At 73.3% G+C, this 15975-nt stretch carries 14 protein-coding genes; 11 read left to right on the forward strand and 3 right to left on the reverse strand.

Annotated elements, in window-relative coordinates:
- Nucleotides 1-8 precede the first annotated feature (8 nt).
- Nucleotides 9-2603, reverse strand: a complete 2595-nt coding sequence (gene valS, locus BM142_RS05275; RefSeq protein WP_092195718.1) for a valine--tRNA ligase — start codon at nt 2601-2603, stop codon at nt 9-11.
- Between the two features lie 80 nt (nt 2604-2683).
- On the opposite strand from valS, the gene BM142_RS05280 reads away from it, so the two are divergent.
- Genes BM142_RS05280 through ndk form a run of 4 tightly spaced genes read left to right on the forward strand, consistent with a single transcriptional unit; the run spans nt 2684 to nt 5353 of the window.
- The gene (locus BM142_RS05280; RefSeq protein WP_092195719.1) at nt 2684-3139 is read left to right on the forward strand and encodes a YccF domain-containing protein; all 456 of its coding nucleotides are present in this window, start codon (nt 2684-2686) and stop codon (nt 3137-3139) included.
- Nucleotides 3140-3159: 20 nt separating this feature from the next.
- Nucleotides 3160-4527, forward strand: a complete 1368-nt coding sequence (locus BM142_RS05285) for a bifunctional folylpolyglutamate synthase/dihydrofolate synthase (protein ID WP_254790554.1) — start codon at nt 3160-3162, stop codon at nt 4525-4527.
- The gene (locus tag BM142_RS05290) at nt 4524-4931 is read left to right on the forward strand and encodes a DUF4233 domain-containing protein (protein ID WP_092195721.1); all 408 of its coding nucleotides are present in this window, start codon (nt 4524-4526) and stop codon (nt 4929-4931) included. Before BM142_RS05285 ends, BM142_RS05290 begins: the two co-directional genes overlap by 4 nt.
- An 11-nt stretch (nt 4932-4942) precedes the next feature.
- Entirely contained in the window at nt 4943-5353 is a 411-nt protein-coding gene (gene ndk / locus BM142_RS05295; RefSeq protein ID WP_092195722.1) for a nucleoside-diphosphate kinase, read from the forward strand.
- 116 nt (nt 5354-5469) lie between these two features.
- On the opposite strand, the gene BM142_RS05300 is transcribed toward ndk, so the two are convergent.
- Both BM142_RS05300 and BM142_RS05305 read right to left on the reverse strand, forming a co-directional pair.
- Nucleotides 5470-5976, reverse strand: a complete 507-nt coding sequence (locus tag BM142_RS05300; RefSeq protein ID WP_092195723.1) for a hypothetical protein — start codon at nt 5974-5976, stop codon at nt 5470-5472.
- Nucleotides 5973-6239 carry a helix-turn-helix transcriptional regulator gene (locus BM142_RS05305; protein WP_092195724.1) on the reverse strand — a complete coding sequence of 89 codons (267 nt, stop codon included), beginning with the start codon at nt 6237-6239 and terminating at the stop codon, nt 5973-5975. The genes BM142_RS05300 and BM142_RS05305 overlap by 4 nt, the downstream gene beginning before the upstream one ends.
- Nucleotides 6240-6368: 129 nt before the next feature.
- On the opposite strand from BM142_RS05305, the gene BM142_RS05310 reads away from it, so the two are divergent.
- The 7 genes from BM142_RS05310 to proB all read left to right on the forward strand — a co-directional run bounded on the left by BM142_RS05310 (nt 6369) and on the right by proB (nt 15967).
- A complete protein-coding gene (locus BM142_RS05310; RefSeq protein WP_092195725.1) occupies nt 6369-8312 on the forward strand; it encodes a TIGR03960 family B12-binding radical SAM protein in 1944 nt (647 codons plus the stop codon).
- Nucleotides 8312-9073: a TIGR03936 family radical SAM-associated protein gene (locus BM142_RS05315; RefSeq protein ID WP_092195726.1), complete on the forward strand. Its 762-nt coding sequence runs from the start codon at nt 8312-8314 to the stop codon at nt 9071-9073. The genes BM142_RS05310 and BM142_RS05315 overlap by 1 nt, the downstream gene beginning before the upstream one ends.
- A gap of 355 nt (nt 9074-9428) precedes the next feature.
- Nucleotides 9429-12437, forward strand: coding sequence for an Rne/Rng family ribonuclease (locus BM142_RS25485; RefSeq protein WP_305764363.1), 3009 nt, complete (start codon nt 9429-9431; stop codon nt 12435-12437).
- Between the two features lie 195 nt (nt 12438-12632).
- Nucleotides 12633-12944: a 50S ribosomal protein L21 gene (gene rplU, locus BM142_RS05325; RefSeq protein WP_092195728.1), complete on the forward strand. Its 312-nt coding sequence runs from the start codon at nt 12633-12635 to the stop codon at nt 12942-12944.
- Nucleotides 12945-12951: 7 nt separating this feature from the next.
- Complete coding sequence (gene rpmA / locus BM142_RS05330; RefSeq protein ID WP_092195729.1) at nt 12952-13209, forward strand: 50S ribosomal protein L27; 258 nt, start codon at nt 12952-12954, stop codon at nt 13207-13209.
- Nucleotides 13210-13343: 134 nt separating this feature from the next.
- Nucleotides 13344-14846 (forward strand): GTPase ObgE, encoded by a 1503-nt coding sequence (gene obgE, locus BM142_RS05335; protein ID WP_092195730.1) that lies wholly within the window; start codon nt 13344-13346, stop codon nt 14844-14846.
- Entirely contained in the window at nt 14843-15967 is a 1125-nt protein-coding gene (gene proB, locus BM142_RS05340; RefSeq protein ID WP_092195731.1) for a glutamate 5-kinase, read from the forward strand. The genes obgE and proB overlap by 4 nt, the downstream gene beginning before the upstream one ends.
- Nucleotides 15968-15975: the final 8 nt, after the last annotated feature.

Here is a 15975-nt window from a genome sequence, read left to right on the forward strand (position 1 = left end):
CAGCCTTCTCAGGCGTCGGGAACGGGGGCGAGGACGACCTGGACGGTCAGCGGGCCCTCGCCGGCCAGCACGGACAGGTCGGCGATGCGCCCGGCGTCGGTCAGGTCCGACCGGGCGGCCTCCAGCGCCGCCACCTGTGCCTCCGGCGCGATGACGGTCGCGGTCTCGACGTCGGCGCGCATGGACACCTTGGCGTCGGACTTGGCCTTGCGCACCCCCGCCAGCGCCTCGGCCGTGACGGCGACGACGGCCGGGTCGCCGCCGGTCGGCAGCTCGGTGGCGGCCGGCCAGAGCGCCCGGTGCACCGAGCCGCTCTGCCACCAGGACCAGACCTCCTCGGTCACGAACGGCAGCACGGGCGCGAACAGCCGCAGCTGCACCGACAGGGCCAAGGCGAGGGTGGCCTGCGCCGACTCCGCCCCGGAGTCGGAGCGGTAGGCGCGGGACTTCACCAGCTCGACGTAGTCGTCGCAGAACGACCAGAAGAAGGTCTCTGCGACCTCGAGCGCCCGGGTGTAGTTGAACGCCTCCATCGCGGCGGTCGCCTCGTCCACGACCTTCGCCAGCGCGGCGAGCAGACCGCGGTCGATCGGCTCGGTGATCCGGTCGGCGGCGGAGGCGAGGTCCACGTTCTCCGCGCCCAGCCCCAGGACGAACTTGCCGACGTTGAGGATCTTCATGGCCAGCCGCCGGCCGACCTTCATCTGCGCCTCGTCGAACGGCGAGTCCGCACCGGGGCGCGCGCCGGCGGCCCGCCAGCGGACGGCGTCGGTCCCGTAGCGCTCCAGGACGTCGATCGGCGTGGTGGCGTTGCCCTTCGACTTCGACATCTTCTTGCGGTCGGGGTCGACGACGAAGCCGGAGATGGTGGCGTGCGTCCAGGGCACCGTGCCGTGCTCGAAGTGCGCGCGGACGACGGTGGAGAACAGCCAGGTGCGGATGATGTCGTGCGCCTGCGGCCGCTGGTCCATCGGGAAGACGGCCGCGAACAGCTCCGGGTCGGTGTCCCAGCCCGAGGCCACCTGCGGGGACAGCGACGACGTCGCCCAGGTGTCCATGACGTCGGGGTCGGCGATGAACCCGCCGGGCTCGCCGCGCTGCGACTCGTCGAAGCCCGGCGGGACGTCGGAGGACGGGTCGACCGGCAGCGACGCCTCGGGTGCCAGGATCGGCTCGTCGTGGATCGGCTCGCCGGCGTCGTCCAGGCGGTACCAGACCGGGAACGGGACGCCGAAGAACCGCTGGCGGCTGATCAGCCAGTCACCGTTGAGGCCCTCGACCCAGTTGTCGTAGCGGTGCCGCATGTGCTCGGGCACCCACTGGATCTCCTTGCCGCGGGCCACGAGCGCATCGCGCAGGTCGGCGTCGCGCCCGCCGTTGCGGATGTACCACTGCCGCGTGGTGACGATCTCCAGCGGGCGCTCGCCCTTCTCGAAGAACTTCACCGGGTGGGTGATCGGCTTCGGCTCGCCGTCCAGGTCGCCCGATTCCTTCAGCAGCTCCACGATCCGCTGCTGCGCGCTGAACACCGTCTTGCCGGCCAGCTCGTCGTAGGGCTGGGCCGGGACGCCGGGCGGCGGGTCGGCCAGGATGCGCCCGTCCCACCCGACGATCGCCCGGGTGGGCAGCTGCAGCTCGCGCCACCAGGTGACGTCGTTGAGGTCGCCGAAGGTGCAGATCATCGCGATGCCCGAGCCCTTGTCCGGCTCCGCGAGGCGGTGCGCCACGACCGGGACCTCGACGTCGAACAGCGGCGTCCGCACCGTCTTCCCGAACAGCGGCCGGTAACGCTCGTCGTCGGGGTGGGCGACCAGGGCGACGCAGGCCGGCAGCAGCTCGGGCCGGGTGGTCTCGATGAAGACGGGGCCGTCGGGGCCGGAGAAGGAGATCCGGTGGTAGGCGCCGGGCCGCTCCCGGTCCTCGAGCTCGGCCTGGGCGACGGCGGTGCGGAAGGTGACGTCCCAGAGGGTGGGTGCCTCCTGCGCGTAGGCCTCACCGCGCGCCAGGTTCTGCAGGAACATCCGCTGGGCCGTGGCCCGAGAGGACTCCGAGATGGTCCGGTAGACGTTCGACCAGTCCACCGACAGGCCCACGCGGCGCCAGAGCTTCTCGAACTCCGCCTCGTCCTCCTCGGTCAGCTGCATGCACAGCTCGACGAAGTTGCGCCGGGAGATGGGCAGCTGGTTCTTGTCCGGCGTGGCCGGCGGCTCGAAGGACGGGTCGTAGGGCAGCGACGGATCGCACCGCACGCCGTAGTAGTTCTGCACCCGGCGCTCGGTGGGCAGGCCGTTGTCGTCCCAGCCCATCGGGTAGAAGACGTGCTTGCCGCGCATCCGCTGGTAGCGGGCGACGAAGTCGGTGTGGGTGTAGCTGAAGACGTGGCCCACGTGCAGCGAGCCGCTCGCCGTCGGCGGGGGAGTGTCGATGGACCAGATCTGCTCGCGCGGCCCGGTCAGGGCGGCGGCGCGGTCGAAGCCGTAGGTGTCCTCGGCGGACCAGCGCTCGACCCACTTCTCCTCGAGCCCGTCGATCGAGGGCTTCTCGGGTACGCCGACGGTCGCTCCCGGGGCAGGGGTGTCCGGGGTCGCGATGTCGGGAGCCATGCCCTCCATCCTAGGAAGGCCCGGCAACGAGGTTCCGCGCACGCCGGGAACCTCGCCCCCGCGTCGTCCGTGAGCCTGGCATGGACACGCTGCGCCTGCTGCTCAACCTCGTCTGGCTCGTCCTGCAGGGCTGGATCCTCGCGCTGGCCTACCTGGTGGCCGGCGTCCTGGCCTGCCTGCTGGTCGTGACCATCCCGTTCGGCATCGCCTCGTTCCGCCTGGCGGCCTTCGTCGTCTGGCCGTTCGGCCGGACGACGGTGCGCGCACCCGGCGCCGGCGTGGCGTCGGCGGTCGGCAACCTGCTCTGGTTCCTCGTGGCCGGCTGGTGGCTGGCGGTGGTCCACGTGGTCGCGGGCATCGGGTTCTGCCTGACGATCATCGGCATCCCCTTCGGCGTGGCCTCGTTCAAGCTGGCCGCCGTGGGGCTGTTCCCCCTGGGCAAGCGGGTGGTGGAGACCGCCCCGCCGCGGAACTGGATGCACGCGGGCAGCGGCGTGGTGGACGGCGGGGCCCGAGCGCGCGCGGGGGCGTACTGAGCGGCTGGCATCCTGGGCCGGTGAACAGCGGCAGCACCGGGGACAGCCCCCGAGACATGGCCCGGGTCGAGCAGGAGCTGCTGGCCCGGTGGCCGGAGAGCCGCCTCGAGCCCTCGCTCACCCGCATCTCGGCCCTCGTCGACCTCCTCGGGTCCCCGCACCGCGCGATGCCGGTGGTCCACGTCGCCGGCACCAACGGCAAGACGACGACGGCGCGGATGATCGACGAGCTCCTGCGCGGCTTCGGCCTGCGGGTCGGCCGGTTCACCAGCCCGCACCTGGAGTCGATCCGGGAGCGGATCGTGCTGGACGGCGAGCCGGTGAGCCCCGAGCGGTTCGTCGAGACCTACGAGGACATCGCGCCCTACGTCGAGATGGTCGACGCCGCCGGCGAGCACCCGCTCTCCTTCTTCGAGGTCATGGTCGGCATGGCCTACGCGCTCTTCGCCGAGGCGCCGGTCGACGTCGCGGTCATCGAGGTCGGCATGGGCGGCAGCTGGGACGCCACGAACGTCGCCGACGGGCGGGTCGCCGTCGTCACGCCCGTCGACCTCGACCACGCCGAGTACCTGGGGCCCGACGTCGCGACCATCGCGGGGGAGAAGGCCGGGATCATCAAGGCCGACGCCATCGCCGTGCTGGCCCACCAGCAGCCCGGCGCCCTGGACACGCTCGTCCGGCGGGCCGTCGAGGTGGAGGCCGTGGTCGCCCGCGAGGGCACCGAGTTCGGCGTGCTGGAGCGGCGGGTCGCCGTCGGCGGCCAGCAGGTGCGCCTGCAGGGCCTGGGTGGCGAGTACGAGGAGGTCTTCCTCCCGCTGTTCGGCGCGCACCAGGCGCAGAACGCGGTCACCGCGCTGGCGGCCGTGGAGGCGTTCCTCGGTGCCGGCGCCGCCACCGGGCCGATCGAGCAGGAGACGGTGCGAGCGGCCTTCGCCGGCGTCCGCTCCCCGGGCCGGCTCGAGCGGTTGCGCACCAGCCCGACGGTCCTGGTCGACGCCGCGCACAACCCGGCGGGCATGGCGGCCACGGTCGACGCGATCAAGGAGTCCTTCGACTTCACCCGGCTGATCGGCGTGGTCAGCTGCGTCAGCGGCAAGGACGTGCACGGCATCCTCGCCGCGCTCGAGGACGTGTGCGCCGAGGTGGTCGTCACGCAGAACGGCTCGCCGCGTGCCATGGCCGCCGACGAGCTCGGGGCCCTGGCCGTCGACGTCTTCGGCGCCGACCGGGTCAGCGTCCAGCCACGGTTGGCCGAGGCGCTGACCGAGGCGATGGAGCTGGCCGAGGCCGGTCCGGACGACGCGCTCGGTGGGTCCGGTGTCCTGGTGACCGGCAGCGTGATCACCGCCGGCGAGGCGCGCGCCCTGCTGGCCCGGCGGCCCGCATGACCGCGCCCGACCCGGTGCGTGCCGGTCGCGCCCTGGCCGGGGCGGCCGCCGGCGTCCTCGTGCTCGAGGGGCTGGCCGTGCTGTTCGTCCCCCGGGGCATCGCGCAGACCGGCGAGGGGCTCACCGGCGGGCGGCTGACCTACCTGCTCGTGCTGGCCGTCGTCCTCGTGCTGGCCGCGGGGATCCAGCGCCGTCCGCGGGGGGTGCTCGTCGGCACGGCGCTGCAGGTGCCGCTGCTGCTCACCGGGCTCCTGGACGGCGTCATGTGGTTCGTCGCCGGGGCGTTCGTGCTCATCTGGCTCTACCTGCTGCAGGTGCGCAAGGAGCTGCTGGGCTCGCCGTTCGGCCCGGTCGGGGTGGCGGTGCGGGGCGACGACGGCGGGGCGCCCGGACCCACCCCGTAGGCTGCCGCCCCGTGACCGAACGCACTCTCGTCCTCGTCAAGCCCGATGGTGTCGCCCGCGGCCTGGTCGGCGAGGTGATCACCCGCCTGGAGCGCAAGGGCCTGCGGCTGGTGGCCGCCGAGCTGCGCACGCTGAGCCGCGAGACCGCCGAGACGCACTACGCCGAGCACCGGGAGCGGCCGTTCTTCGGCTCGCTCGTCGAGTTCATCACCGGCGGCCCGCTCATGGCCCTGGTGGTGGAGGGGCCGCGGGCCATCGAGGCGTTCCGTGCGCTGGCCGGCGCGACCGACCCGGTGAAGGCGGCGCCCGGCACCATCCGCGGGGACTTCGCCCTCGAGGTGCAGAACAACATCGTGCACGGCTCCGACTCGCCCGAGTCCGCCGAGCGCGAGGTGGCGCTCTTCTTCCCCGACCTCGGCTGACCCGCCACGATCAGCCTCCCTGATCATCGGGCGTCCTCCCTCACGTCCTGCGGTGGGGGAGGACGCGTCATGATCAGGGGCGCTGATCGTGGCGTGTCCCCGGTGGGGGCGGCGGGTCAGAGGTCGGCGTCGGCGGGCTCCTCGGGGGAGGTCCAGGCCAGGTGCCAGTAGGTCAGCAGGCCGCTGGCGAACCACAGCAGGAACCCGAGGCAGAGCGCCAGCATCACGTGCCCGGTGAGGCCGACGACGGCGACCGCCCCGGTCCACGCCGCGAACGTCAGAGCCGTGCTCGGCCACGCCACCGCGGTGTGGGACCGTTCGCCGAGCCGCCGCTGGTGCTCGTCCAGCGATCGCTTGTCCCGGTCGAGGACGCCGCGGATGCCGAGGTTCAGCAGCGAGTGCAGCGGGATGAACCCGAGCATCCCGACCATCCAGGCGACGAAGAACCACGTCGGCCACTCCTCGTCGGTCGAGGCGGCGACGAGCGTGGCGGCCACGAGGGCCACCACGAGCGCGACCTCGGCGACGACGGCCCGCCGGCGCACCCGCGGCTCCCGGGTCCAGGCGTAGCGGTCGTCCTCGAAGGTCCGGGCGAGGTAGGTCTGCGCAGGGGAGTTGCTCACGACGTCCTCCTGAGGAGTTCCTGGCTGAGTGAGGGCAGGGGGTCGAGGGAGAAGATCGCCTCGACCGGCAGCTCGAAGTAGCGGGCGATGCGCAGGGCCAGGGCCAGGGACGGGCTGTACTCGCCGCGCTCCACGTAGCCGATGGTCTGCGGGTGGACGCCCACCGCCTCGGCCAGTTCCTTCCGGCTGACGCCACGGTCGGCACGCAGCACGCCGATGCGGTCGTGGACCTTGTCCGCCTCGCTCTTGGGCTGTCGTCCCATACGACGGACCGTAGCATTAATCGTACGAAGATACGCAACTGTGTGCGCTCAGGCCCGGTTCCATGCCCCGAAACCGGGCTCCAGCGCACGCGCTCATCGGTGTGGGACGGCGGCTACCCTGGGACGGTCATGACTGCAGAACTCCGCGCCTCCGCAGGCGAGTCGCTCTACGCCCGCCTCGAGCCGCTGCTGGCCCAGATCCAGAAGCCGATCCAGTACGTCGGCGGTGAGCTCAACTCCCAGGTCAAGCCGTGGGAGGACGCCGCCGTCCACTGGGCGCTGATGTATCCCGACGCCTACGAGGTGGGGCTGCCGAACCAGGGCTTGATGATCCTGTACGAGGTGCTCAACGAGCGCCCCGACGCCCTGGCCGAGCGCACCTACGCCGTCTGGCCCGACCTCGCCGGCCTCATGCGGGAGAACGGCGTCCCGCAGTTCACCGTCGACGGGCACCGGTCGGTGCGCGACTTCGACCTGCTCGGCGTCAGCTTCGCCACCGAGCTGGGCTACACCAACCTGCTGGAGGCCCTCGACCTCGCCGGCGTCCCCATCCAGGCCGTCGACCGGGACGAGTCGCACCCGGTCGTCGTCGCCGGCGGGCACGCCGCCTTCAACCCCGAGCCGGTCGCCGACTTCGTCGACTGCGCCGTCCTCGGCGACGGCGAGCAGGTCGTCGGCGACATCACCGACGTCGTCAAGGCGTGGAAGGCGCAGGGGCGGCCCGGCGGCCGGGTCGAGCTGCTGGCCCGGCTGGCCCGCGTCGACGGCGTCTACGTGCCGCGGTTCTACGCCGTCTCCTACGGTCCGGACGGCGCGATCGCCGGCGTGCAGCGCACCCGCGACGACGTCCCGGCGAAGGTCGGCAAGCGCACCGTCATGGACCTCGACGAGTGGCCCTACCCGAAGACGCCGATCGTGCCGCTGGCCGAGAGCGTCCACGAGCGGATGAGCGTCGAGATCTTCCGCGGCTGCACCCGCGGCTGCCGCTTCTGCCAGGCCGGGATGATCACCCGCCCGGTCCGGGAGCGGACGATCACCGGCATCGGCTCGATGGTCGAGCAGGGCCTGAAGGCCACCGGCTACGAGGAGGTCGGCCTGCTGAGCCTCTCCAGCGCCGACCACTCCGAGATCGGTCAGGTCGCCAAGGAGCTCGCCGACCGCTACGAGGGCACCAACACCAGTCTCAGCCTGCCGAGCACCCGGGTGGACGCCTTCAACGTCACCCTGGCCAACGAGCTCTCCCGCAACGGACGGCGCAGCGGCCTGACCTTCGCCCCCGAGGGCGGCAGCGAGCGGATCCGGCGGGTGATCAACAAGACGGTGTCCAAGGAGGACCTGGTCCGCACGGTCACCACCGCCTACGCCAACGGCTGGCGCCAGGTGAAGCTCTACTTCATGTGCGGGCTGCCCACCGAGACCGACGAGGACGTGCTGGAGATCGCCGACCTCGCCGTCGAGGTGATCAAGGCCGGCCGGGAGGCCAGCGGGCAGAAGGACATCCGCTGCACGGTGAGCATCGGCGGCTTCGTGCCCAAGCCGCACACGCCCTTCCAGTGGGCGGGTCAGGCCAGCGCCGAGACCATCGACCACCGTCTGCGGCTGCTCCGGCAGAAGATCAACGAGGACCGCCGCATCGGCCGGTCCATCGGCCTGCGCTACCACGACGGCAAGCCCGGCGTGATCGAGGGACTGCTCTCCCGGGGCGACCGCCGGGTCGGCCGGGTCATCGAGCGGGTCTGGCGCGAGGGCGGGAAGTTCGACGGCTGGAGCGAGCACTTCTCCTACGACCGCTGGACGCAGGCGGCCACCGAGGAGCTGCAGCCGTTCGGCGTCGACCTCGACTGGTACACCACCCGCGAGCGCACCGAGCACGAGATCCTGCCCTGGGACCACCTGGACTCCGGGCTGGACAAGGAGTGGCTCTGGGAGGACTGGCAGGAGGCCCTCAACGAGGAGGAGGTCGCCGACTGCCGGTGGACCCCCTGCTACGACTGCGGCGTCTGCCCGACCATGGGCACCGAGATCCAGATCGGGCCGACAGGGCGCAGCCTGCTGCCGCTCACCGTCGTCTGATGGCCCGCCAGCCCGAGGGCCCGCCCCCGCCGCCGACCGTCCAGAAGCTGCGGATCCGCTACGCCAAGCGGGGCCGGCTCCGCTTCGCCTCCCACCGCGACCTCGCGCGCACCCTCGAGCGCGCGCTGCGCCGCGCCGGGGTGCCCATGGCGTTCTCCGCCGGGTTCAGCCCGCACCCGAAGATCTCCTACATCGGGGCGGCCCCGACCGGATCCGCGAGCGAGGCCGAGTACCTGGAGATCGGCCTGTCCGTGGCCTGCGAGCCCGAGGCGGTGCGGGCGGCGCTGGACGGCGCCCTGCCGGCGGAGATCGCGATCCTGGACTGCGTGGCGGCGGGGGAGGGCACCGGGTCGCTGGCCGACCGGATCGACACCTCCGTGTGGCGGGTGGAGCTGCCGGGTGTCTCGCTGGCCGAGCTGCAGCCGGCCGTCGAGGAGTTCCTCGGGCGCGAGGTGGTCACCGTCGCCAAGCGGACGAAGAACGGCCTCAAGGACATCGACGCGCGCGCCTCGGTCGCCAGCGCGTCGGCGGCCGAGGAGGCAGGTTGTGCCATACTGCACATGGTCGTCCGGCAGCTGACGCCCGCTGTACGACCAGACGACGTGTTGGCCGCCCTGGCTGCCGTCGCCGACCTGCACCCGCCGTTGCCCGCCCGGGCCGTGCGTGAGGCGCAGGGCCGGCTCGACGACACCGGGACCGTGGCCGATCCGCTCGGTCCGGACCGTGCGGCGCGCATCCCTCGGGAGCACGCGGCGATCTGACCGGTGGGTCCCCGGAGGTCTCGCGACGTCGAGCGCCACGGCTGCCAGGCGTGACGCGCCCCGATCCGGGCCACCCGGTCCGGACCACGCAGACCCTCGCACCACCGACGGACCAGCACACGAACCGCACCACCACACGAAGAGCACCACCGCACCGGAGTTGCACCCGGGGCGGGCACCACCGCAGTCCGGCTCCCGCCGCGGCAACCGTCGCGCGGAGGCCGACATCAGACTTCCGCAGGGCGAGCCACCCCCGCCGTACCCCGTGCGACGGCCCGCCCCGCCCAACCCGTGCTCCTGCGCGGCCGCCAGTCATCCGATCGGCGCCCGGGAGCACATGAGGAGACGAGCCCTCGTGGCCGATTCAGACAGCACCCCCACCGACACGAACGACGACACCGTCGCCGGACCCGCCGCGGACAGCGAGGTCACCGAGCTCCCGGCGGTGTCCGAGGACTCCTCGGTTCCGGAGGACCCGGCCGACGACGAGACCGCGGCCGACGACGAGACCGACGCCGAGGCCGCCACCCCGAGCGAGACCGACGCCGAGGCCGCCGCCCCGAGCGAGGCCGCCGCCGAGCCGGCCGACCCGGAGCCGGAGCACGAGCTCCCGCGGTTCGCGACGGCGTTCAGCTCCCCCGAGCCCACCGCCGTGGTCGCCCGGCCGCGGCGCCGGGCCACCCGCGCGGTGATCGCGGCCGACCCCGACTCCGTCGAGGCGCCGGCCCCCGCCGCCCCCTCCATCCCCGCCTTCGTCAGCTTCGTGGCGCCCAGCGAGACCGACACCCCGCCCCCCGCGCGTCGCCGCGGACGCCGTCCCGCCGAGACGCCCGAGGTCGCCGACGCCGACGCAGGCACCGGCACCGAGGAGCCGGCGGCGACCGGCACCGAGGACACCGGTGACGGCGACAGCGGGCCCTCGCGCCCGCGCCGCAGCCGCTCCCGGCGCCGCCCGGCCGAGCAGCCGGACGCCGACGACACCACCGGGGACGGCGACACCGAGGACTCCGACGACACCGACACCGACGAGACCGGGGACCGCGACGAGGGTGGCACCGGCAGCCGCCGGCGTCGCCGCGGCCGCCGCGGGCGTGGCCGGGGCCGCACCGGCGAGGACAACGGCGACGAGGACTCCACCGAGGACACCTCCGACGACGACGAGGACGGCGAGTCCGCCGAGGACGACGCCGCCGACACCGACACCGACTCCGACGAGTCCGAGAGCGGCTCCAGCACCCGGCGCCGCCGGCGTCGGCGCCGGCGCAGCGGTGGCGGCGGGGGCGGCGACTCCGCCGGGGACGACTCCGACGACGACGACCGGCCCGAGCGCGCCGGCCGCAACGGCCGGCTCACCAGCGACGACGACGTCCGGGGGGTCGCCGGCTCCACCCGCCTCGAGGCCAAGCGCCAGCGCCGCCGGGACGGCCGGGACACCGGGCGCCGCCGCGCACCGATCCTGACCGAGAGCGAGTTCCTGGCCCGCCGCGAGGCCGTCGACCGGAAGATGGTCATCCGCCAGCGCGGCGAGCGCACCCAGATCGCCGTCCTCGAGGACGACGTGCTCGTCGAGCACTACGTGACCCAGGCGTCGGCGACCTCCTTCGCCGGGAACGTCTACCTCGGCCGGGTGCAGAACGTGCTGCCCAGCATGGAGGCCGCGTTCGTCGACATCGGCAAGGGGCGCAACGCCGTCCTGTACGCCGGCGAGGTCAACTGGGACGCCGCCGGCCTGTCGGGCAAGCAGCGCTCCATCGAGACCGCCATGAAGTCCGGCGACAAGGTGCTGGTGCAGGTCACCAAGGACCCGATCGGGCACAAGGGTGCCCGGCTGACCCAGCAGATCAACCTGCCGGGCCGCTTCCTGGTCTTCGTCCCCGGCGGCTCGATGACCGGGATCAGCCGCAAGCTGCCCGACACCGAGCGGCAGCGGCTCAAGGACATCCTCAAGAAGATCGTCCCCGAGGACGCCGGCGTGATCATCCGGACCGCCGCGGAGGGCGCCTCGGAGGAGGAGCTCACCCGCGACGTCAACCGGCTGACCGCGCAGTGGGACGTCATCCAGAAGAAGGCCGAGTCGACCTCCAGCGCGCCGACCCTGCTCTACGGCGAGCCCGACCTGGCGATCCGCGTCATCCGCGACGTGTTCAACGAGGACTTCAAGGACCTCGTCGTCCAGGGTGACGACGCCTGGGACACCGTCGAGGCCTACGTCGCGCACGTGTCCCCGGAGCTGACCGGCCGGCTGACCCGCTTCACCGGCGAGGGCGACGTCTTCCACGACCTGCGCATCGACGAGCAGCTGGCCAAGGCGCTCGACCGCAAGGTGTGGCTGCCCTCGGGCGGCTCGCTGGTCATCGACCGCACCGAGGCGATGACCGTCGTCGACGTCAACACCGGCAAGTTCGTCGGCTCCGGCGGCAACCTCGAGCAGACCGTCACGCGCAACAACATGGAGGCCGCGGAGGAGATCGTCCGCCAGCTCCGGCTGCGCGACATCGGCGGCATCATCGTCATCGACTTCATCGACATGGTCCTCGAGAGCAACCGCGACCTCGTGCTGCGGCGGCTCACCGAGTGCCTGGGCCGGGACCGCACCAAGCACCAGGTCGCCGAGGTGACCTCGCTGGGCCTGGTCCAGATGACCCGCAAGCGGGTCGGCCAGGGTCTTCTCGAGGTCTTCTCCGAGCCCTGCGAGCACTGCCGCGGGCGGGGCGTGATCGTCAGCACCGACCCGGTGGACGAGAAGCGTCGCGGTGGCGGTGGCGGTGGCGGGAACGCCGGCGGCGGCAGCGGCAACGGCGGCAGCAGCCGCCGGGACCGTTCCGGTGGCCGCGACGCCGGCAAGGACGCCGGCAAGGACACCGGCAAGGACACCGGCAGGGAAACCGGCAAGGAAATCGGCAAGGACGCCGCCAAGGACGACGCGACGCCGGTCGACGCGCCCGGTCAGGCGCCCGCCGACGCCGTCCCCGGGGACGGTGAGGAGTCCGAGGGCTCGCGTACCGGTGGCCGCCGCAACCGGGGTCGCCGCAACCGTGGCCAGTCGGGCGAGGAGCGTGCCGCGGAGGACGCCGCCGTGCTGACCGGAGCCGAGGACGGCGCCACGGACGGGGGCGCGGCCGAGGAGCCGGCGGGCACGCCGACCGAGGCGGTCGCCGAGCAGTCGCCGGCCTCGTCGGAGCCGGCCGCAGTCGGGGGAGCCGCCGACGAGACGGCTCCGGTGCAGTCGACGGCCGGAGAGCCCGCAGCCGAGCAGCCGGCAGCCGAGGAACAGGGTGTCGCGGCGCCGGTGGCGGCCGAGGCCACCTCCCGTCCGCGTCGCCGCCGGGCGGCCAGCCGACCGGCGGGTCCGCCGGTCTCCTGAGGCGTCGCCGGGGCCGTCGGGGTCACATCGACCGGCGCGGGGGCCTCAGGTACGCTGGTCGGGTTGCACCGCCACCGCGCGGGCGCCTTCGGGTGCCGCCGGGCAGGCGTACGCAGCCCGTCCAGCACCCGGCGATCGCTCCGGTCTGCGCGCCGGAACACAGAGCTAGCAACGAAGCGATACGAGGAGTCAGTGGTGTACGCAGTGGTGAAGGCCGGTGGCAGCCAGCACAAGGTGGCCGTGGGCGACACGTTCACGATCAACCGCCTGCAGGGCGCTGCCGGTGACACGGTGGCCCTCCCGGCCATCCTGCTGGTCGACGGCGACACCGTCACCAGCGACGCCGCGGCCCTGGCCAAGGTGACCGTGACCGGTGAGATCCTCGAGCACGGCAAGGGCCCGAAGATCCACATCCACAAGTTCAAGAACAAGACCGGGTACCACAAGCGGCAGGGGCACCGTCAGCCCCTGACCAGCGTCGTGGTCCGCGACATCTCGAAGGGCTGACGCCGACATGGCACACAAGAAGGGCGCTTCGTCGTCCCGCAACGGTCGCGACTCGAACGCCCAGCGCCTCGGCGTGAAGCGGTTCGGTGGCCAGGTCGTCAAGGCCGGCGAGATCATCGTCCGCCAGCGCGGGACCCACTTCCACCCGGGCCTGGGTGTCGGTCGCGGTGGCGACGACACGCTGTTCGCGCTCGCGCCGGGTGCGGTCACCTTCGGCACCCGCCGGGGGCGGAAGACCGTCTCCATCTCGGCCGTCGAGGCTTGAGCACGGTCCCCGCTGCCTTCGCAGGCTCGGGGAGGGCCCCGGAGCGGGGCCACACGCACGTTCACCACGCAGACGAGCGCACGGGCCAGCGGGCCCGTGCGCTCGTGGCGGTTAACAGCTAGGAGGCGGCGGACATGGCCGCTTTCGTCGACCGGGTAGTCGTGCACGTCGCCGCCGGGAACGGTGGCCACGGCGTCTCCTCGGTCCATCGGGAGAAGTTCAAGCCCCTCGGCGGGCCCGACGGGGGCAACGGCGGCGACGGCGGGGACGTCGTCCTCGAGGTCGACCCCAGCGTGCACACGCTGCTGGACTTCCACCACCGGCCGCACCAGAAGGCCGGCAACGGCCGCCCCGGTGAGGGCAGCAACCGGCACGGCGGCAAGGGCGAGGACCGGGTCCTCAAGGTCCCGGCCGGCACGGTGGTCAGCACCCCCGACGGCCGGGTCATCGCCGATCTCGTCGGCGCCGGCACCCGCGTGGTGCTCGCGAAGGGCGGCAAGGGCGGCCTCGGCAACGCCGCGCTGGCCAACGCCCGGCGCAAAGCGCCCGGCTTCGCCCTGCTCGGCGAGGAGGGCGAGGCCTTCGACGCGGTCATCGAGCTCAAGAGCATCGCCGACGTCGGCCTGGTCGGCTTCCCCTCGGCGGGCAAGTCGTCGCTGGTCGCGGCCATGTCGTCGGCCCGCCCGAAGATCGCCGACTACCCCTTCACCACGCTGGTGCCCAACCTCGGCGTGATCCGCTCCGGCGACACCGTCTACACGATGGCCGACGTCCCCGGCCTCATCCCGGGCGCGTCGGCCGGCAAGGGCCTCGGGGTGCAGTTCCTCCGGCACGTCGAGCGCTGCGCCGTCCTGGTGCACGTCGTCGACATGGCCACCATGGAGCCCGGCCGTGACCCGGAGAGCGACATCGAGGCCCTCGAGCACGAACTCGCCGAATACGGCGGGGACGAGCTCGACCTCGTGGGCCGGCTGCAGATCGCCGTCCTCAACAAGATCGACGTGCCCGACGGGCGCGAGCTGGTCGACCTGGTGCGCACCACGCTGGAGAAGCGCGGCCTGGACGTCTACCCGGTCAGCGCCGCCACGGGAGAGGGGCTCCGGGAGTTCGGCTTCGCCCTCGCCGCCCACGTCGAGGCGCACCGCGCGAGCCTGCCCACGATGGAGCCGGCGCGCGTCACCATCACGCCGAAGGCCGTGGACGACTCGGGCTTCACCGTCGAGCGCGCGCCCGAGTGGGAGGACGGGCCCGACGACCGGGCGTTCGTCGTCCGCGGTGTCCGGCCGGAGCGCTGGGTGCGGCAGACCGACTTCAGCAACGACGAGGCCGTCGGCTTCCTCGCCGACCGGCTCAACCGGCTCGGTGTGGAGGAGCAGCTGGCCAAGGCCGGCGCCCGCGAGGGCGACGCGGTCACCATCGGCGGCGTCACCTTCGACTGGGTGCCGACGCTGCCGGCCGGGACGCTGACGGTCGAGGAGTCCGCCGGGCTCGGCGGGCGCGGCACCGACTCCCGGGTGGACGCGCCGCACCGCGTCCGGGCGCAGGAGCGGCTGGCCGCGAAGAAGGCCCGCCGCACGCCCTACGAGCTGGGCGAGGAGACCTGGACCGACACCGATCTCCCGGACGACGCCCAGTGAGCGTCGCGCGTCCGCAGATCGCCGGTGCCCGCCGCGTCGTCGTGAAGGTGGGCTCCTCGTCGCTGACCACGCTGCCCGGGGGGCTCGACCCGGCCCGGCTGTCGGCGCTGGTCGACCACCTCGGTGCGGTCCGCGCCGCCGGGCGGGAGGTCGTGCTCGTGTCCTCCGGCGCGATCGCGGCCGGCCTGGCACCGCTGCGGCTGGACGGTAGGCCGCGGGACCTGGCCACCGCGCAGGCGGCGGCGAGCGTCGGTCAGCTCCGGCTGGTGCAGACCTACGCCGATGCGTTCGCCCGGCACGACATCACCGTCGGCCAGGTGCTGCTCACCTCCGACGACCTGACCCGGCGCAGCCACTACCGCAACGCCCAGCAGACGGTCGAGAAGCTGCTCAGCCTCGGCGTCCTGCCGGTGGTCAACGAGAACGACACCGTGGCCACCGAGGAGATCCGGTTCGGCGACAACGACCGGCTGGCGGCGCTGGTGGCGCACGTGGCCCGGGCCGACGCCCTCGTGCTGCTCTCCGACGTCGACGGCGTGTACGACGGCGACCCGCGCGTGGGCCCCGCCCAGCTGGTGGACACGGTGACCGCGCCGGCCGATCTCGCCACCGTCGCCCTCGGCACCGCGAAGCGCAACGGGGTCGGCACCGGCGGCATGGCCACGAAGGTGGAGGCGGCCTTCATCGCCGCCCATGCCGGCGTCCCGGTCGTCGTCACCTCCACGCCCCAGGCGGCCGCGGCGCTGGCCGGGGAGCAGGTGGGCACCCTCTTCACCCCGATGGGCCGCCGCCCCAGCGCCCGGCAGTTCTGGCTCCGCTACGCCAGCCGGCCCCGCGGCCGGGTGCTGCTGGACGAGGGCGCCGTGCGGGCCGTGCGGGAGCGGCACGCCTCGCTGCTGGCCGCGGGCATCACCGGGGTGACCGGCGACTTCCTGGCCGACGACCCGGTCGAGCTGGTCGGTCCGGACGGCGTCGTCGTCGCCCGCGGGCTGGTCGCCTACGACGCCCGGGAGATGCCCGCCCTGCTCGGCCGCAAGACCGGCGACCTGGCACCGGAGTACCGCCGCGAGGTCGTGCACCGCGACGAGATGGTCCTGATCGGGCGGCACGTCGGGCGCTGAACGGGAGC

This window comes from Blastococcus tunisiensis, assembly GCF_900112815.1.
GTDB classification, from domain to species: Bacteria; Actinomycetota; Actinomycetes; order Mycobacteriales; family Geodermatophilaceae; genus Blastococcus_B; species Blastococcus_B tunisiensis.